Here is a 20,383-nt window from a genome sequence, read left to right as displayed (position 1 = left end):
CCTTAATGCTTTCGCCGGATCAGGAATGCACTGCCGGCCGGCTCAAAGCCCAGTGCCGGGTAATAAGACATGGCGTCGGGGGCGGACAAGAGTATCAGCGACACCTGGTCGCCAATGATGGCTTGCGTGCGCCGGACCAGCTCCTTGCCTATGCCCGCGCCCTGGTACTTTTTGTCGACCGCGAGGTCCGAGAGGTAGCAGCAATAAGCGTAATCGGTCAGCGAGCGGCTCAGGCCCACCAGCTCATTGCCCACCCAGGCCGACAGCACCAGGCTGGGCACGGAGAACATGCGCGCAATCCGGGGCAGGTCGCCCGTGGGGCGCTTGAGGCCGGATTGGTCGAAGACCCGCACGACGTCAAGCGGGTCCAACGGGTAGTTGTGGCGGTATTCAACGGGGACGTTTGTCATGGGTCAAGGGCCTGAAGTTTGTCGTCATCGTTTTATCCGGCATCGGCTATCGCAGCAATGGACAGTTTCTGCCCAAAGACACCAGAACAGGCGGCTTCGCGCCCTGGTGTGTTTCGGCATCACACCACCGCAACATTGCCCCATGCCAGCCCGATATACAACCCGCTCCAGAGAAAAAGCATACCAATCAGAAACAGCACAAGAACCGCGGTAAAGCGATCCACCGCGGTGAACTCTATCCAGCCGCCGTCCGTGAGCAACTCCAGAAGGATGTCCGCCCAGCTCACGGGCTGGGTCTGGATTTCCGGCTCATGTCTGGAAATCAGCAGCTTCCAGGCGCCAAAGAGGAACAGGCCGCCGATAATGCAGCAGAGGACGGCGAAGGCGTCAATCATGGATTTACAAAAGATGCGATGCAGATCCCTCCAATGACGCCAAAGGCAGCGCCATAAATATTGGCAGCAATTCCAACGCCTTTCAAAAGCCGCATTCCTTCGATATCGTTGGCGTCAATCAAAAACTGAACGCATTGCCTGCGGCTTTCCACGGCATGAGGGGCTCCGCGCTCTTTCAGTGAGTTCTGCATGCCGATGGAAGACACCATGGCCAGAAGCGAGGCCACGCTGATGACCGGAAAGAACAGGCCACGCACGGTCCAGATCGAAACGTTGGGCATGCAGTATGCGTGGAGCACCTCGGCAGCAAAGGCAATCGCCAAGCCGGCAAGGATAAAGAGGGTTTCATTGCGGGTCAGGTCTTTGACAACCTGGTCCGCACTTTTGGAGAAATCAATTCTCATCCACAGCCCCTTCGGAACGGCCCGCCGCCTCGGGGCCCAAGTATTCATGCTTGAGGATGATGCGCGCCAAGCGATGCTCCAGATGGCGGACGGAAGGCTTGTGGCCGTCCGTCCTGAAAGAAAAGTATTCGCCATAGGGGTTTCTGGCATAAACGGTCAGGATGTAGCTCGTGTGCTCGCCGTTGCTTGTATCTTCATCCTTGCGCACGATGACGGCGTGACGGCCTTCAAATGCGAAACGCGCGTCCTCGGCGTGGACAACGCTGTCCAGGAACTGCCGCATCGCCAACTCGACGCGGGACGCAGCCGGATGGCGCCGCACGTATATGAGATAGGCTGCAATGCCAAGCGCTGAAAGCAGGAAGACGGCGCTTGGCAGGAAATGGGTGTCGTACATGTCTGGGCACTACGCTTTATGGCTTGACCGATTCAGGAAGCGACGCCGTCACGCCTCGCCCATCCCCTAGCCGCGATTAGAGCTCATCTGCCGCAACCACGCCCCAGGCGCCAGACCCACACTGCCCTTGAAACGCCGGCTGAAATGGCTCTGGTCGGCAAAGCCGCAGGCGGCGGCCACTTCGGCCAGGCCCCGGCCGGCCAGCATGGCGGACTGGGCGCGTTCCAGGCGCACGGCGTTAAGGTAGATATGCGGCGGCACGCCGAACTGCCGGGCAAAGGCGCGGGTCAGGTGCACACGCGACAGGCCGGCCTCGCGCGCGAGGGCGTCCACGGTGATGTCTTGGTCGTAGTGGCTGCGCAGGTAGTCGCGTATTCGGGCCATGCGGGCCGCGCCGGCGGCCTTGCTGCCCTCGCCCGCGCCGCGCCGCTCGCCGTAGCGCTGCAGCAGCCGCACCAGCACGTCGCGCGTGAGTTCCTCGGCACGCAGCGACTCCTGGGCCTGGCCGGCCGCGCCTATGGCTTGCGCCAGCGCACGGCCCATGGCCGCGTCGCGCACCACGGGCTGGCGAAAGTAGGCCGCCATGTCGAGGCCCGCTTCTTTGTCGCGGCATTCATCGACCACGTGCGGCGCCACGTACAGCATGCTGTAACCAAAGCCCTCCTGGGTGCCGCGCTGGCCGTCGTGCGGCTCGTCGGGGTTAAAGAGGATGATGTCGCCGCGCAGGCTGGCGTGCAGGGTGCCGCCGCAGTGGAAGGTCTGCACGCCGGAGGCGGTTACGCCTATGGAATAGGTTTCATGGCTGTGTCGCTCAAACGTGTGTTCAGTGAAGTGGGCCTTCATCTGCGTCACGCCGGCCAGCGCGCCGGGACGAAAGCGCGCCCAGTCCTGGGCAGTGGGTTGCTGGGCGTGGTGCATGAAACAATCGTACAAGACGCGGCAGGCCCGGACAAGCAGACTCCTTGCTTCCAACACAACACAAGAGGAGTTTTCCGTGAAAACAGACGCCATAGACCTGCAGGCCAAGCTCGCGAGTTTTGAGGGCCAATGGCAGCCGCGCACCGTGAGCGAGTTCAACGGCCACGACGTGATGGTGGTCAAGGTGCAGGGCGAGTACAGCTGGCATTCTCACCCCGACAGCGACGATTTCTTCCTGCTGCTCAAGGGGGAACTGCATATCGACATCGAGGGCAGCCCCACCGTGATCCTCAAGCCCGGCCAGCTCTACGTGGTACCGCGCGGCGTGCGGCACCGGCCGCGCGCGGCGCAGGAGGCGCAGCTGCTGCTGATAGAGCCGACGGGCGCACCCAACAGCGGCGATGCGGCCACGGCGGCCCCGCGCAGGGTGATCTGAAACCGGGTTTTCGGGACCGAGGGCAATTGAGGGAATCCAATTACTTGACTTTGTCAACCAATTGCTTGACGATAGCCGTCATGGCCCCTTCAAGCTCCCCCACCCTTCCCACGCCCCTTGCTCCGGCCCCCGCCACGTCGCACATCAAGGCGATACGCGGCTTCAACCGCTTCTATACCCAGCGCATCGGCGTGCTGGCCCCTTACCTGGGCAGCGAGTTCTCGCTGACCGAGGTGCGGGTGCTCTACGAGCTGGCCCACCGCGACCAGCCGACCGCGACCGAGCTGGGGCGCGATTTGTCGCTGGACGCGGGCTATTTGAGCCGCATCCTGCGGCGCTTTGAAAGCCAGGGCTGGCTGGCGCGTGTGCCCTCGCCGGCCGACGCGCGGCAAAGCCTGCTCAAGCTGACGCAGGCCGGGCACAAGGTGTTCGCGCCGCTGCAGCAGCAGTCGCGCGACGAGGCGGCCGCCCTGCTGGCTCCGCTGGCGCCGGAGGACCAGGACAAGGTGGTGAACGCGATGGGCACGGTGCAGCGCCTGCTGGCCGGCCCGGGCGAGGCCGCGGCGACGCGCACCGTGGTGCTGCGCGACCCGCAACCCGGCGACATGGGCTGGGTGGTGCAGCAGCACGGCGAGATCTATGCGCGCGAATACGGCTGGAACAACGAGTTCGAGGCGCTGGTGGCCGACATCGCGGGCAAGTACCTCAAGAATTACCGGCTCGACTGCGAGAAATGCTGGATCGCCGAACTCGACGGCGAACGCGTGGGCGCGGTGTTTGTGGTGCGCAAGTCGGCGACGGTGGCGCAGCTGCGCATGCTGATCCTCACGCCGGGCGCGCGCGGCCTGGGCCTGGGCGGGCGGCTGTCGGACGAATGCATCGCCTTCGCGCGCGCCAAGGGCTACAAAAAAATGGTGCTCTGGACCAACAGCTGCCTCACGGCGGCGCGCGCGATCTATGCGAAGCGCGGCTTCAAGCTGGTCAAGCGCGAGCCCTACCAGGGTTTTGGCCATGAGCTGGTGGGCGAGACCTGGGAGCTAAAGCTTTAGGGCTACAGCCTTAAAAGCTCCGGAAGTTTTCAGCCCGGGCCTCGTGAACCACGAAGAGCGGGCTATTGTTTTAATAGCAGATGAAGCGCCTCGGCTTCTTGCGCGCGGACTGGGCCATGTGTCAGGCGCGGCGATAATGGGCGCATGAGCCCCCCGCCCGCGCAAGAGCATCCGCAACCCAAGTCCCTCACCGACCTCTTTGTTTCATTCACGCTGTTGGCCCTGCAGGGTTTCGGCGGCGTCCTCGCTGTCGTGCAGCGCGAGTTGGTCGAGAAAAAACGCTGGATGACGCGTGAAGAGTTCATCGAAGACTGGGCAGTGGCGCAAATCATGCCGGGCCCCAATGTGGTGAACCTGTCCTTGATGGTGGGCGGGCGCTATTTCGGCCTCAAGGGCGCAATGGCGGCGCTGGCCGGCATGCTGACGGTGCCGCTGGTGCTGGTGCTGCTGCTGGCGGTGCTGTATGCCCAGTTCGCCGGCCACCCCGGCGTGGCGGGCGCGTTGCGCGGCATGGCCGCGGTGGCGGCCGGGCTGATAGGCGCGACCGGCCTCAAACTCTTTGGCGCCCTCAAAAAAAACGTGCTGGGCCTGCGGCTGTGCATAGGCCTGGGCTTGCTGTGCTTTGTGTCCATCGCGCTGCTGCGCATCCCGCTGGCTTATGTGTTGCTGAGCCTGGGCCTGGCGGCCTGCGTGCTGGCCTACCGAAAGCTCGCGCCATGAACGAACCGCTGCAAACACTGCACCTGGCCTTTGGCGCGCGCGAATGGTTTGACCTGTTCCTGCATTACCTCTCGCTGTCGCTGCTCTCGGTGGGTGGTGCCATCAGCACCGCGCCCGACATGCACCGTTTCCTGGTCGACAAGCAGCACTGGCTGACCGACGCGCAGTTCAACGCTTCCATCGCCATCGCGCAGTCGGCGCCCGGCCCTAATGTGCTGTTCATCGCGCTGATGGGCTGGAACGTGGGACTGAACGCCGGCGGCATGCTCAGCGGGCTGTTGGGCGTATTCGTGGCACTGCTGGGCATCCTGATTCCGAGCACCACGCTGACCTACACGGCCGCGCAATGGGGCCACCGCAACCGCGAGCTGCGGGCGGTGCGCGCCTTCAAGCAAGGCCTGGGACCCATCGTGGTGGCCTTGCTGATCGCCACCAGCTGGATCCTGGCCGGCGCCAACGGCAGTTCACTGAAAGACTGGCCGGTATGGCTGTTGACGGCGGCTTCGGCCCTCATCGTCTGGCGCACCCGCATCCATTTGCTGTGGCTGCTGGGCGCGGGCGCGCTGCTGGGTTGGTACGGGCTGGTCTGAGCCACCACTGCCCGAAACACTACTCCGGCTTGCCGCGCCGGTGAAAGTACACCATGCGCGCCGCCTGCCGCATGGGCTCGGTGTCCAGCGCCAGGTTGAAGATCCAGTCGGCCTGGAAATGGTCGAACAGCCAGCGCAGCGTGCGCTTGGCGCGAAATTTTGGGTAGTTCCGGACCAGCCCGCGCATGGGGTCGGCCGGGTCGCCGCCGTCGGCCGCACCGGCTTGCAAAAAGGCCGCCACGGCGCCACCCACCGCATCCCCATGCTCCAGCGCCGTATGGATGCCGCCGGCCGTCACGGGCGACACCATGCCGGCAGCGTCGCCGACCAGCATCACGCGCGCATCGGACACGCGCTTGAGCACACCACCGCAGGGAATCATGCCTGCGCGCGTCGCCAGCGGCTCGGCATCGCCGACAGCGACGTGCGGCGCGATCCTGGCCGTGAAAGAGTCCATCCAGGCCTGTTTGGGGGGCACACCTGAGGCGGACATCCGCCGGGCCAGGCCGATCTGCTGGATGCCGACGCCCGCGACGGCCCAGCCGATATAGCCGGGGGCGAGCTTGCGGTCTATGAAGCAGTGCAGCAAGTTGGCGTCCAGCCGGGCCTGGCCGTATTCATGCTCGATGCCGAACAGGAACTGGGTATTGAGCGACAGGCCCAATGCCTTGGCAACGCGCGAATGCGGGCCGTCGGCGCCGACCAGGTAGCCGGCCTGCAGCACGGCCGGCTCCTGCGAGGCCACCGACTTGACCGAGACCGACCATCCGCCGTTGTCCCGCGCGGCGCTCTCGAACAAGGTGCCGGCCAGCAGCGTGACGCCGTCTGCCTGGACGGACGCGCACATCCAGTCCAGCAGCGCCGGCGTGTCGGTCGCCCAGAAGTAATAACCGGGCGCGTGCAGGTCCACGTGGCGCAGGTTGGGCGAATACAGCCGCACGCCGTCCACCTGGCGCACCAGTGCCGCGGGTACCTGCTGCAACCAGGGGATGGTGTCTATGGCATCTTTGACAATGATGCCGGTGGTGTGCAGCTTGTCCCCTGAGGAAGACTTCTTTTCCACCACGGCGACCCGCAGGCCGGCCTGGGCCGCGGCGCGCGCGCAGGCCAGCCCGGCAAAACTCGCGCCTATGACGACGAGGTCGAAGCGCTGCGGCGTCATGCCCTGCGCTGGCGCAAGGCTTCGTAAAGGCAGACGCCGCTGGCCACGGACACATTGAGGCTTTCCACCGCGCCGCGCATGGGGATGCTGACCAGCTCGTCGCAGGTCTTGCGCGTGAGCTGGCGCATGCCCTCGCCTTCAGCGCCCAGCACCAGGGCAACCGGGCCTTTCAGGTCCACGTCGTAAATGGTTTTTTCGGCGTCGTCGCTGGTGCCTATGCACCAGATGTTGCGTTCCTTGAGCTCGCCCAGGGTGCGAGCCAGGTTGGTGACCATGAAATAAGGCATGGTTTCGGCCGCGCCGCTGGCCACCTTGGCGACGGTGGCGTTGATGCCGGCCGCATGGTCCTTGGGAGCGATCACGGCATGGGCGCCGGCGCCGTCGGCCACGCGCAGGCAGGCGCCCAGGTTGTGCGGGTCGGTCACGCCGTCCAACACCAGCAGCAAGGGCTGGGCCGTGCCGGCTTCCTCAAGTTGCTCGAGCAGCTCATCGAGCGATTTGACCTGGGCCAGGGCATCGACCCGGGCCACCACCCCCTGGTGGCCGTGGCTGCCGCACATCTTGGCCAGGCGCAGGCCGTCGGACTCGATCAGCCGTATGCCGGCCTCGCGGGCCCGGTCCGTGAACTGGCGCATGCGCGCATCGCGGCGCGAAGCGTCGAAAAACACCTCCAGAACGGACTTGGGCGCGGTTTTGATGCGCACGCCGACAGCATGGAAGCCAAAAAGGACTTTGGGGGTAGATGACATGCAGGGGATTATCACTGCAGCCCCCGGAAGCTGTTAACGGTCGTCACGGAGCCCCGTTTAGGCCGTTAATAGCTTCTTAGGCATTACTACCGGTGCACAGGGACCGACCGACGGTCACAATGCGGGCTGGGTAAGTCTAAAATAGTAACAATTTGTTGATCCTGCAGGCAGGACGTTTTCCGCAATAACGCGCACAGTTGGGGGCACTATGGGATTGAGGCTTAAATTTAATCTGGTGTTGATCGTGGTGTTCCTGGCCGGCTTCGGCGCCGCCGGGTTCATATCGCGCCAGCTCCTGCAGGAAAACGCCCGCGAGGAAGTCCTGCGCAATGCGCGGCTCATGATGGACACCGCCCTCTCGGTGCGCGCCTACACGGTCGAGCAGATCAAGCCGCACCTGGACAAGCAGCTCGAGGAAGTCTTCCTGCCGCAGACCGTGCCGGCCTACGCTGCCACCGAAACCCTGGGCCACATCCAGAAGAAGTACCGCGACTACGGCTACAAGGAAGCGACGCTGAACCCGACCAACCCGCGCGACCGCGCCACCGATTGGGAAGCCGACATCGTCCAGCAGTTCCGCCAGAACGCCGACTCGAAAGAGCTGATCTCGGAGCGCGCCGCCGCCACGGGCCGGCTGCTCTACATCGCCAAGCCGATACAGATCACCAACGCGGCCTGCCTGCAGTGCCACAGCGTGCCGGCCGCCGCGCCGGCCAGCATGATCAAGATCTACGGCGAGGCCAACGGCTTCGGCTGGAAACACAATGAAATCATAGGCGCGCAGGTGGTAACGGTGCCCATGGAAATTCCCATCCGCAATGCAGAGCGCACCTTCAAGACCTTCATGGCCTCGCTGGCCGCGGTGTTCGTGGTGGTCTTCGTGGTGCTCAACCTGATGCTGAGCTGGCTCATCGTGCGGCCCATACGCCGCATGTCGCAGGCGGCTGACAAAGTCAGCACCGGCGACTTCGAGGTGCCCGAATTCGCCGACGGCGGCAAGGACGAGGTGGCGGTGCTGGGCAGTTCCTTCAACCGTATGCGCCGCAGCCTGGAAAAAGCCATGCAAATGATTGATCGCGGCGACTGAACAACGGATTACCCGCCCACCACGACACCGGACGCATGACCGAGCCCGAAGACAAGACCCGAACCCTGCCCGTGCGGCCCGACGCCCCGGGAAGTGGGGATGTGGCCGCCCTGGCGCCGGGGCAGACCGTTTTTGAATACCGCATTGAAAAAATGCTGGGCGGCGGCGGTTTCGGCATTACCTACCTGGCGCAGGACATCAACCTGCAGCTGCCGGTGGCCATCAAGGAATACTTTCCGGGCGACCTGGCCGTGCGTTCGGCCGACCTGTCGGTCCACGTCCGCTCCGGTGAAAACCGGGGCCAGTTCCAGTGGGGCCTGGAGCGCTTCCTGGACGAAGCCCGCGCGCTGGCCTCGTTTCGCCATCCCAACATCGTGCGGGTGCTGCGCTACTTCAAGGAAAACGGCACCGCCTACATCGTCATGGAGTACGAGTCGGGCGACCCGCTCAAGCGCTGGCTGGCCAAGCAGCCCGCGCTGGACCAGCAGGGCCTGCTGAAGATCGTCTACCCGCTGATGGACGGCCTGGAGGCGGTGCACAAGGTGAACTTCCTGCACCGCGACATCAAGCCGGACAACATCTACATCCGTGCCGACGGCACGCCGGTGCTGCTGGACTTCGGCGCGGCCAGGCGCCTGACCGGCAACCAGGACATGACCAACATCGTGAGCCCGGGTTTCGCGCCCTTCGAGCAATACCACAGCAAGGGCCACCAGGGTCCGTGGACGGATGTCTATTCGCTGGGCGCGGTGATGTACTGGATGACGACCGGGCAAAAGCCCATGGAGTCGGCCTCGCGCGTGCGCGAGGACAGCATGCCCAAGGCCGCCGACACCGCCAGCGCGGTGGTCTTCGGCGCGCCGCTGCTGCGCGCCATCGACTGGGCAATGACGCCCAATGAAACCCAGCGGCCGCAGGACATCGCGGCGCTGCGCCAGGCGCTGCTGAGCTCGGACTTCGTGAAGACACAAACCCTGCGCGCGGCCAGCGTGCTGGTGCCCGCAACACCTCCTGCCCCGCCCGTGCCCGCGCCGGCGCCGGCGCCGGCCGAAGTTAAAACGGTCACCGCGCCGCCGGACAACGCCCTGCTCGCCTACGCCGCCAATTCGCAGTCCATCCCGCTCAACAGCGCCGAGAACCTGCGCAAGAACGTGCTGGGCACCATCATGTTCCTGGACCTGGTGTCCTACTCCACCTATTCGGTGGACCAGCAGGTGGTGGTCAAGTCGCTGTTCAACGAGCTGATCACCAAGGCCATAGGCGGCGTGAAAGAGTCGTCGCGCATCATGATAGACACCGGCGACGGCGCGGCCATCTGCTTCCTGGGCGATCCCGAGGAGGCGCTGCAGTCGGCCCTGCTGCTGCGCGACCTGCTGGCGCAGAAGTACGGCCGCAAGCTGTCGCTGCGCGTAGGCCTGCACCTGGGGCCCATCCGCATGGTGTTCGACATCAACAACCGGGTCAACGTGGTGGGCGACGGCATCAACGTGGCCCAGCGCATCATGGACTTCGCCAGGCCCAACCAGGTGGTGGTCTCGCGCGCCTACTACGACGTGATCTCGCGCATCACCGACAGCGCGGCCGGCCATTTCGACTACCTCGGCCCGCACATGGACAAGCACCTGCGATCGCACGAGATCTATGCGGTGCTGGACCCGAATGCCGCCCCGGCGGCGCCCGCAGCGCGCAATCTGGAGTTCGAGCACACGGCCTCCTTCGCCGCGCTGGCCTCGCTGACCCCCGAAGTCGTGCACGACATTGAAACCGAGCTGGCCAAGCTGATCGGCCCGCTGGCCCGGGTGCTGGTCAAGAAGTCCGTGCCGCGCACCGTGAGCGCCCAGGGCCTGCGCGACCTGCTGGCCGTCTCCATTCCCGACGCCACGGCGCGCGAAGCCTTTGTGCGGCCGCGCAATGCCAGCGCGCCCGTGCATTCAACACCGCTGGGGGCTTCGGGCCCGCGCAGCGGTGTTACCAGCGCCACCGGCGGCACCAGCGCGCCCAGCCGCGTGCTGTCCATGCCGGTGTCCGGGCTGCGGCACCAGGATATGAGCCGGCCCTCGGGACTGTCGTCGCCTTCGGGACCGTCCGCGACCTCGACCTCCATCAATGTGCAGTATTTCAGCGCCGAACTGCAGTCCCAGTTGGAACGCATGCTGAGCCTGTACATAGGCCCTCTGGCCAAGACCCTGGTGCGCAAAGAGTCGGCACGCCACACCACGCTGGGCGGGCTGGCCAAGGCCCTGGCGCTGCAGATCGACAAGCCCGACGACCGGGCGAAATTCCTGGCCGCGGCGCAAAAACTGCGTTGAGCCCGGCGCTGGCCCGGGCAACCCAGGCTCAGGCTGAAATAACCCGTCCCGCGTCTATGGTGATGCGCCGCTCGCAGCGCGCGGCAATGCCCTGGTCGTGCGTCACCAGCACCAGGGTGGTCCCGAGTTCGCGGTTGAGCTCGAACATCAGCGACATGACGGTTTCGCCGGTGGCGAAGTCCAGGCTGCCGGTGGGCTCGTCGGCCAGCAACACTGCCGGCTGCACCACAAAAGCCCGCGCCAGCGCCACGCGCTGCTGCTCGCCGCCCGACAGCACCTTGGGGTAGTGGCCCAGGCGCTCGCCCAGGCCGACGCGCCTGAGCATCTCAGTGGCCTGCGCGCGCGCATTCCTGGCGCCCGACAGCTCCAGCGGCAGCATGACGTTCTCGAGCGCGGTCAGGTTGCCCATGAGCTGGAAGCTCTGGAACACAAAACCGACCTTCTGGGCGCGCAGGGCGGCGCGGTCGTCCTCACTGAGGGCGAACAGGTCCTGCCCGGCCAGCTTGACCGTGCCCTGGGTGGGCGTGTCCAGTCCGGCGATGATGGAGAGCAAGGTGCTTTTGCCCGAGCCCGAAGCGCCGACAATGGCGGCGGTTTCACGCGCGGCGAGCGCGAAGTCAATATCGCGCAAAATGGCCAATGTGCCGGTGGAGTCGGTGACCGACTTGAAAACATGCTCCACGGAAATAATTGAAGCCTCAGGCTTTGCAGTCGCGCCGGGAAAGCCGGGCGCTGTGGAGCCCATGGAAGCATCACTCACCGCAGGTTCAAACATGTCAGCCTTGTCAGAAAATATGAAATCCGACTTTACCAAGCTTGCCGGCCAAACAATAGCGCGCCTGGTAAAACCTTTGGCCGCGCTGCTGGCGGCCGCCGCGCTGGGCGCGGTCCCGGCCGTTCAGGCGCAGGCGCCCGCCTCCGCGGCCCAGGGCGACACGCTGCTGGTCGTCGGTGACTCCCTGAGCGCCGAATACGGCCTCAAGCGCGGCACCGGCTGGGTGCCGCTGCTGGAAAAGCAGATCGCCGGCGAAAAGAAAAGTGCCAAGGTCGTCAATGCCAGCATCAGCGGCGACACGACTTCGGGCGGCCGCTCCCGGCTGCCGGCCCTGCTGGCGCAGCACAAGCCCACCGTGGTGGTGATAGAGCTGGGCGGCAACGACGCCCTGCGCGGACTGCCGCTGGACATGACCGAGCAAAACCTCAGCGCGATGACGCAGGCCGCCAAAAAGGCCGGCGCGCGGGTGCTGCTGGTCGGCATGCAGGTGCCGCCCAACTACGGCAGCGCCTATGCGGCGAATTTTTCGGGCCTGTTCGCCAAGGTCGCCAAGGCCGAAAAAGTGGCGCTGGTGCCGTTTTTCCTCAAGGGTGTCGCCGACGCCGCCGACCCTGTGGCCGCCTTCCAGGCCGACCGCATCCACCCCAACGAGCAGTCGCAGCCCCGCATGCTGGCCAATGTGTGGCCCGAACTCAAGAAACTGCTCAAGTGAGCCTGGACCGCATTTCCGCCGAGGAGGCGCTGGCCGGCCTGGGCCGCTACTCCGACATCATCGACGCCCGCAGCGAGGGCGAATACGCCGAGGACCACCTGCCCGGCGCGCTGAACTGGCCCAGCCTGCACGACGAGGAACGCAAAATCGTCGGCACAAAATACAAACAGATCAGCCAGTTCGAGGCGAAAAAACTGGGTGCGGCCCTGGTCGCGAAAAACATCGCCGAACACATACAGCGCGAGGTGCTGGACAAGCCCCGCGAATGGCAGCCTCTGCTTTACTGCTGGCGCGGCGGCAAGCGCAGCGGTGCGCTGGCGCTGGTGCTGGAGCAGATCGGCTTTCGGGTCACGCTTGTCGACGGTGGCTACAAGGCCTTTCGGGCGGCACTGGTGGCCGACCTGCCGCGGCTGGCGGCGCGCTTTGACTACCGGGTGGTGTGCGGCCCCACCGGCTCCGGCAAGACCCGGCTGCTGCAGGCCCTGGGGACCGAAGGCGCGCAGGTGCTGGACCTGGAGGCGCTGGCCAGGCACCGCAGCTCGGTGCTCGGTGCAATTCCCGGCCTCGAGCAGCCCAGCCAGAAGGCCTTTGACAGCGCCATCTGGTCCGCCCTGCGCGGCTTCAACCCGGCCAGGCCGGTGTATGTGGAAAGCGAAAGTAAAAAAGTCGGCAATGTGGCGGTGCCTGAAGGCCTGATGACCGCCATGCGGGCCAGTCCCTGCCTGGACCTGCGCCTGCACGAGGACGAGCGCGTGGCGCTGCTGCTCGAGGACTATGACTTCTTCGTCAAGGACACCGCGTTTTTCTGCGAGCGGCTGGGCGCCTTGACCGAGGTGCGCGGCAAGGCCACGGTGCAGGACTGGCAGGCCCGCGCGCGCGCCGGCGACGCGGCCTCGGTGGTGCGCGAGCTGCTCACCCTGCACTACGACCCGGGCTATGCGCGCTCCATGGAGCGCAACTTCAGCCAGTACCCGAAAGCCACCCCGCTCAACGCGGCCAACCGGTCCAGGCAGACCATGGCGGGGCTGGCCAGGGCCATTCTTGAGGAGGAGACAACAACATGAAAAAAATCCTTGCCGCCGCCGGCATCGCCCTGGCCGGGCTGGCCGCCTACCTGTGCCTGTGGCCGGTGCCCATCGCGCCGCAAAGCTGGGAAGCGCCCGCGCCTCCCGGCTACAGCGGCCCATTCGCGGCCAACGACAAACTCGCCAAACTGAAAACCATCCCGCTGGGGACCGAGGAAGGCCCTGAGCACCTGGTCGCCGCCCGGGACGGAAAACTCTACGCCGCGGTGGCCAGTGGCGCCATCCTGCGGATGAATCCGGACGGCAGCGGCCGGGAGGTGGTGGTCAACACCGGCGGCCGCGTGCTGGGTTTTGACTTCGATGCGGCCGGCAACCTCATCGCCGCCGATGCTTTCAGGGGCTTGCTGTCGATTGCGCCGGACAAAAAAGTGACGGTGCTGGCGGACAAGGCCGCGGGCATGCCGATTCTGTATGCCAATGCGGTGGTGGTGGCCCGCAACGGCAAGGTGTATTTCAGCGACGCGTCCACCCGCTTTGGGGCCCGGGAATGGGGCGGCACCTTCGAGGCCAGCATTCTCGACATCCTGGAGCAGTCCGCCACGGGCCGGGTGATTGAATACGACCCGGCGACCCGGGCCACACGCGTCGTAGCAAAAGGCCTGAGCTTTGCCAATGGCGTGGCCTTGAGCCAGGACGAGCGCTCGCTGTTTGTGGCTGAAACCGGCAGGTACCGCATCTGGAAACTGCCGGTGGATGCGCGGGAGCAGGACGTCGGCCAGCCCGGCGCCAGCCTCAAGCCGCTTTTTGACAACTTGCCCGGCTACCCCGACAACCTGATGCGCGGCCTGGACGGCAAGGTCTGGGTGGGCCTCGTCAAGCCGCGCAACCCAAAGATTGACGGCATGGCCCGCAAGCCCTTTATGCGCAAACTGACGCTTCGCCTGCCGCGCGCCTTGTGGCCTATTCCCAAGGCCTACGGCCATGTGGTGGCGTTCACGGAAGACGGGAAAGTGGTGGCCGACCTGCAGGACCCGACGGGCGCCTATCCCGAAACCACCGCCGTGACGGAGACGGCGGACAGGCTGTATGTGCAAAGCCTGCATGCCAGGGAGCTGGGCTGGCTGCCCAAATAAGGCAGCAGCCGGCAACAAAAAACCCGGCCACACGCTGGGTGTGCCGGGTTTTGGGGGTGTCAAGCCTGAAAGCTCAGGGCGCCGGGTCGGTGGGTGGCACGCCGGCCGGTGCATCGCCGTCGGCGGGCGGCGCATCGTTCCCATCGTCGGCCGCATCATCCTGCTTGCCCTCCGCCTTGCGCTTGAGCTTTTCTTCTTTTTTGCGTTTTTTTGCGAGCTCTTTCTGGCGCTTTTCGTAAGAGTAATTGGGAGTTGCCACTGCGTGCTTTCGTAAGGAGGTAACCCTTACTGTACTGCATTGCCGTCAGGCAACGCCAGGCTTTTGATACGGCTTTGGGTCAGGCTTTTTCCAGGGCCTGGGCGATGTCGGCCTGCAGGTCGGCCACGGCCTCCAGCCCCACCGAAAACCGCACCAGCCCGCCTTTGTGGGGCCATGGTGTGGTGCGCAGCGCCGGAATGTCGTAGGGCGCGCACAAACTCATGGGCCCGGCCCAGCTGTAACCCAGTTTGAAAAGTTTCAGGCTGTCACAAAAGCGGTCCACCCGCTCGGGGCTGAACTCGGGCTTGAAGACCGCGCTCATCAGGCAGGCCGCGCCTGTGCAGTCGCGCTTCCAGGTTTCATGGCCGGGTGATCCGGGCAGAGCCGGATGCAGCACGGTGGCAATCTGCTGCCTGCCGGCCAGCCAGGCGGCCAGTTCGCGGGTGGCGGCGTCCTGGGCGGCGTAGCGCAAGGCCATGCTGTTGAGGCCGCGCAGCACCAGTTCGGCATCGTTGCCGCCTATGCCGTAGCCGACACGCATGTGGCAAAAATGGACCAGGTGGTGCAGCGCCTCGTCGCGCGTGACCACGGAGCCCATCAGCACGTCGGCGCCGCCGCTGGGGTATTTGGTCAAGGCCTGGACCGAGATGTCCAGGCCCAGGTCGAAAGCGTTAAAGGCCAGGCCGGCGCCCCAGGTGTTGTCGAGCGCGGTCACGATGCCGGCAGGGTGCACGTTCTTGTGCGCCTTGACGGCCGCGACCAAGGCCGGCATGTCGGGGAACTCCAGCGTGATGGAGCCCGGCGCCTCTATCCACACCAGCCGGGTTTTCGGGCCCAGCTTGACGGCCAGGTCGGCCGGGTTCATCGCGTCATAAAAGCGGTGGCTGATGCCCCAGGCGGCGAGCTCGCCCTGCGCGAAGGTCTTGTTGGGGCCGTAGGCGTTGTCGGGGATCAGCAGTTCATCGCCGGCCTTGAGCAAGGCCATGCCAACCAGCACCACCGCCGCCAGGCCGCTGGGCACCAGCGTGCAATGCTTGCCGCCTTCGAGCGTGGCGATGCGCTCTTCCAGCGTGAAGGTGGTCGGCGTGCCGTGCAGGCCGTAGGCATAGCCGGTTTTGTGTTTCCAGTCGCGGCTGCGCAGCGCGGCGACGGTGGGAAAGGCGATGGTCGAAGCCTTGTAAACCCCGGGCGGGATGGCGTCAAACCCGGCAGGCGGCTTGTAAGGGTGATGAATCAGAGTAGTGGATGTTTCGCTCATCACCGCATATTAACGGCAAGCTCAGAAGCTTGAAGAGCAGCGGAACAAAAGCAGCGCCGGCAGCCTGGCCGCACATTCCAGCAGGGGCCGCGGAACCGGCTTCGCCGGGCCGCAGGCGCAGCGGCCCCCTCGGGGGGCAGGAAGCTACACGAAGTGAGCGACCGTGGGGGCTATATCTTCCACTTCGCCATGAGCTGCGCCGGCGACAGCGAGTCATAGCCTTCAAACGGCTGATGGATCCAGGGGTTGGTGGGCAGCAATTCGACCGAGTAGTCGGGCTCGAAGGTGGAAACACCCTTGGTCCAGATCACCGCGCTGCGCAGCTCGGTGATGGGTTTGTAGTTGTTCTTGAGCTGGTGGATCACGGCGTTGAGGGTGTGGCCGGTATCGGCCAGATCGTCGACCAGCAGCACCTTGCCGGCGATCTCACCCTTGGGGGTGGTGATGTAGCGGGCGATGTCGAGGTTGCCCTGCGTCATGCCGGCGTCAGCCCGGTAGGAGCTGGTAGACATGATGGCCAGCGGCTTGTCGAAGATGCGCGAGAGAATGTCGCCGGGGCGCATGCCGCCCCTGGCCAGGCACAGGATGGTGTCGAACTGCCAGCCGGACTGGTGGATCTTGATCGCCAGTTTTTCGATCAGGTTGTGGTACTCGTCGTAGCTCACGTAGAGATGCTTGCCGTCTTCTGTCAACATGGGTGGCGCTCCTGATGTATTCGCTGCTTGCGCCCTTTTCAGGGGGCGGCAAGCGTGTTTGGCTAAGGCTGTGGCTGGCAACCGCTCAAGCGGCGGCGTAGGGGTTACGCAGCAGGATGGTGTGGTCGCGGTCCGGGCTGGTGGAGATCATGTCAATCGGCACGCCGGTCACTTCCTCAATGCGGTGCAGGTATTTTTGCGCGGCCGCGGGCAGTTTGGCGTATTCCGTGACGCCGACCGTGCTTTCGCTCCAGCCCGGCAGGGTTTCGTAGATCGGCTTGCAGCGCGCGATGTCCTCGGCACCCATAGGCAGGATGTCGGTGATGTGGCCGTCGAGCTCGTAGCCGGTGCACAGCTTGAGCTCGTCGATGCCGTCAAGCACGTCGAGCTTGGTGATGCACAGGCCCGACAGGCCGTTGACCTGGGCCGAGCGCTTGAGGAGCGCGGCGTCAAACCAGCCGCAACGGCGGCTGCGCCCAGTGGTCACGCCTTTTTCGGCGCCCACGGTGCTCAGGTGGTAGCCCACGGTGCCGGGTTTTTCCCAGTCGAGCTCGGTCGGGAAAGGCCCGCCGCCCACGCGCGTGCAATAGGCCTTGGTGATGCCCAGGATGTAGTGCAGCATGCCCGGGCCCACGCCGGCGCCGGCCGCGGCATTGCCGGCCACGCAGTTGCTGGAGGTGACATAGGGATAGGTGCCGTGGTCGACGTCGAGCAAGGTGCCCTGCGCGCCTTCAAACAGCAGGTTGGCGCCATCGCGGTGCGCGTCATTGAGTTCGCGCGAGACGTCGGCCATCATGGGCTTGAGCAGCTCGGCATGGCGCATGGCTTCGGCGTAGACGGTGTCGAAGTCGACGGCCGGCGCGTGCAGGTAGCCGGTCAGCACGAAGTTGTGCAGCTCCAGCAGATCGCGCAGCTTGGCGGCGAAGCGGTCGGGGTATTTGAGATCCTGCACGCGCAGGGCGCGGCGGGCGATCTTGTCCTCATAAGCGGGGCCTATGCCGCGGCCGGTGGTGCCTATCTTGGTGGTGCCGCCCTTTTCGCGGTAGGCTTCGCGCGCGATGTCCAGCGCGGCGTGGAAAGGCAGGATCAGCGGGCAGGCCTCGCTGATGCGCAGGCGTGAACGCACTTCGACGCCAGCTTTTTCCAGGCCTTCGATTTCCTCGAAGAGCTTGGCGGCCGACAGCACCACGCCGTTGCCGATGTAGCACTTCACGCCCGGGCGCATGATGCCGCTGGGGATCAGGTGCAGCGCGGTCTTCACGCCGTTGATGACCAGCGTGTGGCCGGCGTTGTGACCGCCCTGGAAGCGCACCACGCCCTGGGACATCTCGGTCAGCCAGTCGACCAGCTTGCCCTTGCCTTCGTCGCCCCACTGGGTGCCCACGACCACGACATTGCGGCCCGCGTCTGCGGTTTGTTTGTTTGTCATCTTCAATTCTCGTTAAGGTGTGTTGGGATCAAGCCGGACGGGGGCACGGGGCCCTCACGCGGCTTTCTTCAGGGGCTGGACCACCCATTGACCGGCAGCGTTGGCCAGTTCGCGGTCGCAATCGAATTCGTTGACTTCGTGTTCGTGGCCGGGCAGCACGCAGGCCACGGTTTCGCCGCCGGCGCGCAGGCGCGCGATGGCCGCACGCAGGCCGGCGTCCTCGCTCCAGGGCGCGCGTATGGCGGCCTTCAGGGGCCGCGGCGGCAGCACGCTGACGAGTTCCTTCAAGTCCAGGCTGAAGCCGGCCGCCGGGCGGTTGCGGCCGAACACGGCGCCGACCTCGTCATAGCGGCCGCCGCGCGCGAGTTCGGCGCCCTGCCCGTAAATGGCAAAGCGCGTGCCGCTGTAATAGGCATAACCGCGCAGGTCGGCCAGGTCGAAGCTGACCTTGACCTCGCCGCTTTCACCACGGGTGTGGGCTGCCAGCCATTGGAGGTTTTGCAGGGCGGCCTTGAGGCCCGTCGAGGGCGGCAGGGCTTTTTCGGCCTCGGCCAGGACTTTTTCATCGCCGTAGAGCTGCAGCAGCGCCTTCAGGCCCTGGCGCGCTTCGCTGGAAATACCGTCCTTGAGGCCGGCGGTGAGGCTGTCAAGCTCGCTCGCGTCCTTGGCGGCCAGCGCGGTGTGGATCAGGGCCAGGGTCTTGGCGCTGAGGGTGGCGCCGGCCAGCAGGCTGTTGACAATGCGCACGTCGGCCATGTCGACGCTCAGCGCGGTGACGCCGGCGGCCTTCAAGCCCTGCAGCGCCAGCTGCTGGGCTTCGAGGTCGGCCTCGAGGCCGGCATGGCCGTAGATCTCAGCGCCGAACTGCAGCGGCTCGCGGGTGGCATGGGGCCGGTCGGCGCGGGTGTGCAGCACCGGGCCGCAGTAGCACAGGCGCGCCACGCCGCTGCGGTTGAGCAAATGGGCGTCAATGCGGGCAACCTGGGGCGTGGTGTCGGCGCGCAGGCCCAGTGTGCGGCCGGAAAGCTGGTCGACCAGCTTGAAGGTTTGCAAATCCAGTGCTTCGCCGGTGCCGGTCAGCAGCGACTCGAGGTGCTCGAGCAGCGGCGGCATGACGAGTTCATAGCCGTAGCTGCGGGCGGTGTCCAGGAAGAGGCGGCGCAGCTCTTCGATGTGGCGCGCCTCGGAGGGCAGGACATCGGCAATTTGATCGGGCAATTGCCATGATGACGACCAGGCGGGCATTGTGATTTTCGTGGGCTGTTAAAAACAGCATTTTACCGGGCTTGAGGCCGGTTTTCGGCTTGCCGGAGGCTGATAAGGCCCCCGCAGAGAAATAGTGCCTGGGCTGTGGGTGTGAAATTCAGCTCAGCAGCACCAGCAGGGCGACGCCTGCCGCGATGCTGCACAGCCCGAAGAAGCGGATCTGGCCGTCGCCCAGGGTGAGGATCTGCTCGAACATGCGGCGCCAGCCGCCGGGAGAGATGAAGGGCAACAGGCCCTCGATGACCAGCATCAGGGCCAGTGCCAGCCAGAAGGTATTGCCGTCCACGCCGGCTTATTTTTTGGCGGGTGCGGCGCTGCCTGAGCCTGGGCCGCGCATCGCCTTGAAGAAGTCAGACGAAGGGTCCAGCACCATCACGTCGCTTTTCTTGCTGAAGCTGGCCTTGTAGGCATCCAGGCTGCGGTAGAACTGGGCGAACTGCGGATCGCGCCCGAACGACTCGGCATAGGTGCGGGCGGCTTCGGCATCGCCCTCGCCCTTGACCTTCTGCGCGTCGCGGTAGGCGTTGGCGATGGTCACCTCGCGCTGGCGATCGGCGTCGGCGCGGATTTTTTCGCCTTCGGCCGCGCCGGTGGAGCGCAGCTCGTTGGCCACGCGCTGGCGCTCAGCCACCATGCGCTTGTAGACCGAATCGGTGATGGCTTCCACGTAGTCCACGCGTGTGATGCGCACGTCGACCACGTCCACACCCCAGGGCTGGGCACCCTGCACGGCCTGCAGCACTTCGCGCTTGACGTCGGCCATCAGCGCTTCGCGCTTGAGCGAGAGCAGGTCCTTGACGGTGCGCTTGTTGATCTCTTCCTGGAAGGCGTTGCGAACCACGCGGCTCAGCTGGTTGGCGCCGGCTTTTTCGTCCAGGCCGACATTGCGGATGTACTCGCTGGGCTGGGTGATGCGCCAGCGCACGTACCAGTCGATCACGACACGCTGCTTTTCGGCCGTCAGCATAGGTTCGGCGTCGACGCTGTCGAGCACCAGCAGGCGCTTGTCGATGTACGAGACGTTCTGGAAAGGCGGCGGCATCTTGAAGTGCAGGCCGGGCTCGGTGACCACGTCCTTGATCTGCCCCAGGGCATAGACCACGCCGAACTGGCGCTGGTCGACCACGAACAGCGTGGAACTGAGCAAAGCCAGGACGACCAGCAGCGAGGAAACAATAAATCCAACTCTATTCACGATCGTCTTC

At 65.3% G+C, this 20,383-nt stretch carries 24 protein-coding genes; 9 read left to right on the top strand and 15 right to left on the bottom strand.

The window, feature by feature from the left end:
- Nucleotides 1-2: 2 nt before the first annotated feature.
- The 5 genes from BLQ85_RS00380 to BLQ85_RS00360 form a co-directional block, all read right to left on the bottom strand.
- The gene (locus BLQ85_RS00380; protein WP_074574105.1) at nt 3-410 is read right to left on the bottom strand and encodes a GNAT family N-acetyltransferase; all 408 of its coding nucleotides are present in this window, start codon (nt 408-410) and stop codon (nt 3-5) included.
- A gap of 119 nt (nt 411-529) precedes the next feature.
- Entirely contained in the window at nt 530-805 is a 276-nt protein-coding gene (locus tag BLQ85_RS00375; RefSeq protein WP_074574104.1) for a hypothetical protein, read from the bottom strand.
- Entirely contained in the window at nt 802-1,209 is a 408-nt protein-coding gene (locus tag BLQ85_RS00370) for a hypothetical protein (protein WP_074574103.1), read from the bottom strand. Before BLQ85_RS00370 ends, BLQ85_RS00375 begins: the two co-directional genes overlap by 4 nt.
- The gene (locus tag BLQ85_RS00365; RefSeq protein ID WP_074574102.1) at nt 1,199-1,606 is read right to left on the bottom strand and encodes a hypothetical protein; all 408 of its coding nucleotides are present in this window, start codon (nt 1,604-1,606) and stop codon (nt 1,199-1,201) included. Before BLQ85_RS00365 ends, BLQ85_RS00370 begins: the two co-directional genes overlap by 11 nt.
- Nucleotides 1,607-1,672: 66 nt before the next feature.
- Nucleotides 1,673-2,524: an AraC family transcriptional regulator gene (locus tag BLQ85_RS00360; protein WP_074574101.1), complete on the bottom strand. Its 852-nt coding sequence runs from the start codon at nt 2,522-2,524 to the stop codon at nt 1,673-1,675.
- A gap of 76 nt (nt 2,525-2,600) precedes the next feature.
- On the opposite strand from BLQ85_RS00360, the gene BLQ85_RS00355 reads away from it, so the two are divergent.
- The 4 genes from BLQ85_RS00355 to BLQ85_RS00340 all read left to right on the top strand — a co-directional run bounded on the left by BLQ85_RS00355 (nt 2,601) and on the right by BLQ85_RS00340 (nt 5,319).
- Nucleotides 2,601-2,960, top strand: coding sequence for a cupin domain-containing protein (locus BLQ85_RS00355; RefSeq protein WP_074574100.1), 360 nt, complete (start codon nt 2,601-2,603; stop codon nt 2,958-2,960).
- 80 nt (nt 2,961-3,040) lie between these two features.
- The gene (locus BLQ85_RS00350) at nt 3,041-4,009 is read left to right on the top strand and encodes a bifunctional helix-turn-helix transcriptional regulator/GNAT family N-acetyltransferase (RefSeq protein ID WP_074574099.1); all 969 of its coding nucleotides are present in this window, start codon (nt 3,041-3,043) and stop codon (nt 4,007-4,009) included.
- Nucleotides 4,010-4,153: 144 nt separating this feature from the next.
- On the top strand, nt 4,154-4,729 hold the full coding sequence (locus tag BLQ85_RS00345) for a chromate transporter (RefSeq protein WP_074574098.1): 576 nt from the start codon (nt 4,154-4,156) through the stop codon (nt 4,727-4,729).
- Nucleotides 4,726-5,319, top strand: coding sequence for a chromate transporter (locus BLQ85_RS00340; protein WP_074574097.1), 594 nt, complete (start codon nt 4,726-4,728; stop codon nt 5,317-5,319). The genes BLQ85_RS00345 and BLQ85_RS00340 overlap by 4 nt, the downstream gene beginning before the upstream one ends.
- Before the next feature lie 19 nt (nt 5,320-5,338).
- Here BLQ85_RS00340 and BLQ85_RS00335 read toward each other — a convergent pair whose 3' ends face one another.
- Nucleotides 5,339-6,481: an NAD(P)/FAD-dependent oxidoreductase gene (locus BLQ85_RS00335; protein WP_074574096.1), complete on the bottom strand. Its 1,143-nt coding sequence runs from the start codon at nt 6,479-6,481 to the stop codon at nt 5,339-5,341.
- On the bottom strand, nt 6,478-7,230 hold the full coding sequence (gene rlmB, locus BLQ85_RS00330; protein ID WP_074574095.1) for a 23S rRNA (guanosine(2251)-2'-O)-methyltransferase RlmB: 753 nt from the start codon (nt 7,228-7,230) through the stop codon (nt 6,478-6,480). Before rlmB ends, BLQ85_RS00335 begins: the two co-directional genes overlap by 4 nt.
- Nucleotides 7,231-7,438: 208 nt before the next feature.
- On the opposite strand from rlmB, the gene BLQ85_RS00325 reads away from it, so the two are divergent.
- Both BLQ85_RS00325 and BLQ85_RS00320 read left to right on the top strand, forming a co-directional pair.
- Entirely contained in the window at nt 7,439-8,317 is an 879-nt protein-coding gene (locus BLQ85_RS00325) for a c-type heme family protein (protein ID WP_074574094.1), read from the top strand.
- 35 nt (nt 8,318-8,352) lie between these two features.
- On the top strand, nt 8,353-10,626 hold the full coding sequence (locus BLQ85_RS00320) for a protein kinase domain-containing protein (protein ID WP_074574093.1): 2,274 nt from the start codon (nt 8,353-8,355) through the stop codon (nt 10,624-10,626).
- Nucleotides 10,627-10,654: 28 nt separating this feature from the next.
- Here the strand turns inward: BLQ85_RS00320 and BLQ85_RS00315 are convergent, their stop codons facing one another.
- A complete protein-coding gene (locus tag BLQ85_RS00315) occupies nt 10,655-11,371 on the bottom strand; it encodes an ABC transporter ATP-binding protein (protein WP_083336733.1) in 717 nt (238 codons plus the stop codon).
- Between the two features lie 49 nt (nt 11,372-11,420).
- Between BLQ85_RS00315 and BLQ85_RS00310 the strand changes: the two genes are divergently transcribed.
- The 3 genes from BLQ85_RS00310 to BLQ85_RS00300 are packed head-to-tail and all read left to right on the top strand — an operon-like array spanning nt 11,421 to nt 14,271.
- Nucleotides 11,421-12,113, top strand: coding sequence for an arylesterase (locus BLQ85_RS00310; RefSeq protein ID WP_254779625.1), 693 nt, complete (start codon nt 11,421-11,423; stop codon nt 12,111-12,113).
- Nucleotides 12,110-13,177: a tRNA 2-selenouridine(34) synthase MnmH gene (gene mnmH, locus BLQ85_RS00305; protein WP_074574091.1), complete on the top strand. Its 1,068-nt coding sequence runs from the start codon at nt 12,110-12,112 to the stop codon at nt 13,175-13,177. Before BLQ85_RS00310 ends, mnmH begins: the two co-directional genes overlap by 4 nt.
- A complete protein-coding gene (locus BLQ85_RS00300) occupies nt 13,174-14,271 on the top strand; it encodes an SMP-30/gluconolactonase/LRE family protein (protein ID WP_074574090.1) in 1,098 nt (365 codons plus the stop codon). The genes mnmH and BLQ85_RS00300 overlap by 4 nt, the downstream gene beginning before the upstream one ends.
- A 73-nt stretch (nt 14,272-14,344) precedes the next feature.
- Here the strand turns inward: BLQ85_RS00300 and BLQ85_RS00295 are convergent, their stop codons facing one another.
- From BLQ85_RS00295 to hflC, 7 genes are all read right to left on the bottom strand, one after another.
- Nucleotides 14,345-14,530 (bottom strand): hypothetical protein, encoded by a 186-nt coding sequence (locus BLQ85_RS00295; protein ID WP_074574089.1) that lies wholly within the window; start codon nt 14,528-14,530, stop codon nt 14,345-14,347.
- Nucleotides 14,531-14,609: 79 nt separating this feature from the next.
- Nucleotides 14,610-15,788, bottom strand: coding sequence for a PLP-dependent transferase (locus tag BLQ85_RS00290; protein WP_074574088.1), 1,179 nt, complete (start codon nt 15,786-15,788; stop codon nt 14,610-14,612).
- A gap of 170 nt (nt 15,789-15,958) precedes the next feature.
- A complete protein-coding gene (locus tag BLQ85_RS00285) occupies nt 15,959-16,483 on the bottom strand; it encodes a phosphoribosyltransferase (RefSeq protein WP_074574087.1) in 525 nt (174 codons plus the stop codon).
- An 85-nt stretch (nt 16,484-16,568) separates the two neighbouring features.
- Nucleotides 16,569-17,912, bottom strand: coding sequence for an adenylosuccinate synthase (locus BLQ85_RS00280; RefSeq protein WP_074574086.1), 1,344 nt, complete (start codon nt 17,910-17,912; stop codon nt 16,569-16,571).
- 54 nt (nt 17,913-17,966) lie between these two features.
- Nucleotides 17,967-19,157, bottom strand: coding sequence for an ATP phosphoribosyltransferase regulatory subunit (locus tag BLQ85_RS00275; protein ID WP_074574085.1), 1,191 nt, complete (start codon nt 19,155-19,157; stop codon nt 17,967-17,969).
- Nucleotides 19,158-19,275: 118 nt separating this feature from the next.
- Complete coding sequence (locus BLQ85_RS00270; RefSeq protein WP_074574084.1) at nt 19,276-19,464, bottom strand: DUF2065 domain-containing protein; 189 nt, start codon at nt 19,462-19,464, stop codon at nt 19,276-19,278.
- A 6-nt stretch (nt 19,465-19,470) separates the two neighbouring features.
- Nucleotides 19,471-20,373 (bottom strand): protease modulator HflC, encoded by a 903-nt coding sequence (hflC, locus tag BLQ85_RS00265; RefSeq protein ID WP_007871219.1) that lies wholly within the window; start codon nt 20,371-20,373, stop codon nt 19,471-19,473.
- Between the last annotated feature and the right edge of the window lie 10 nt (nt 20,374-20,383).

This window comes from Polaromonas sp. JS666 (genome assembly GCF_900103405.1).
GTDB lineage: Bacteria > Pseudomonadota > Gammaproteobacteria > Burkholderiales > Burkholderiaceae_C > Polaromonas.
The sequence above is the reverse complement of the archived record's forward strand: the minus strand, read 5'-3'. Positions and strand labels throughout refer to the sequence as shown.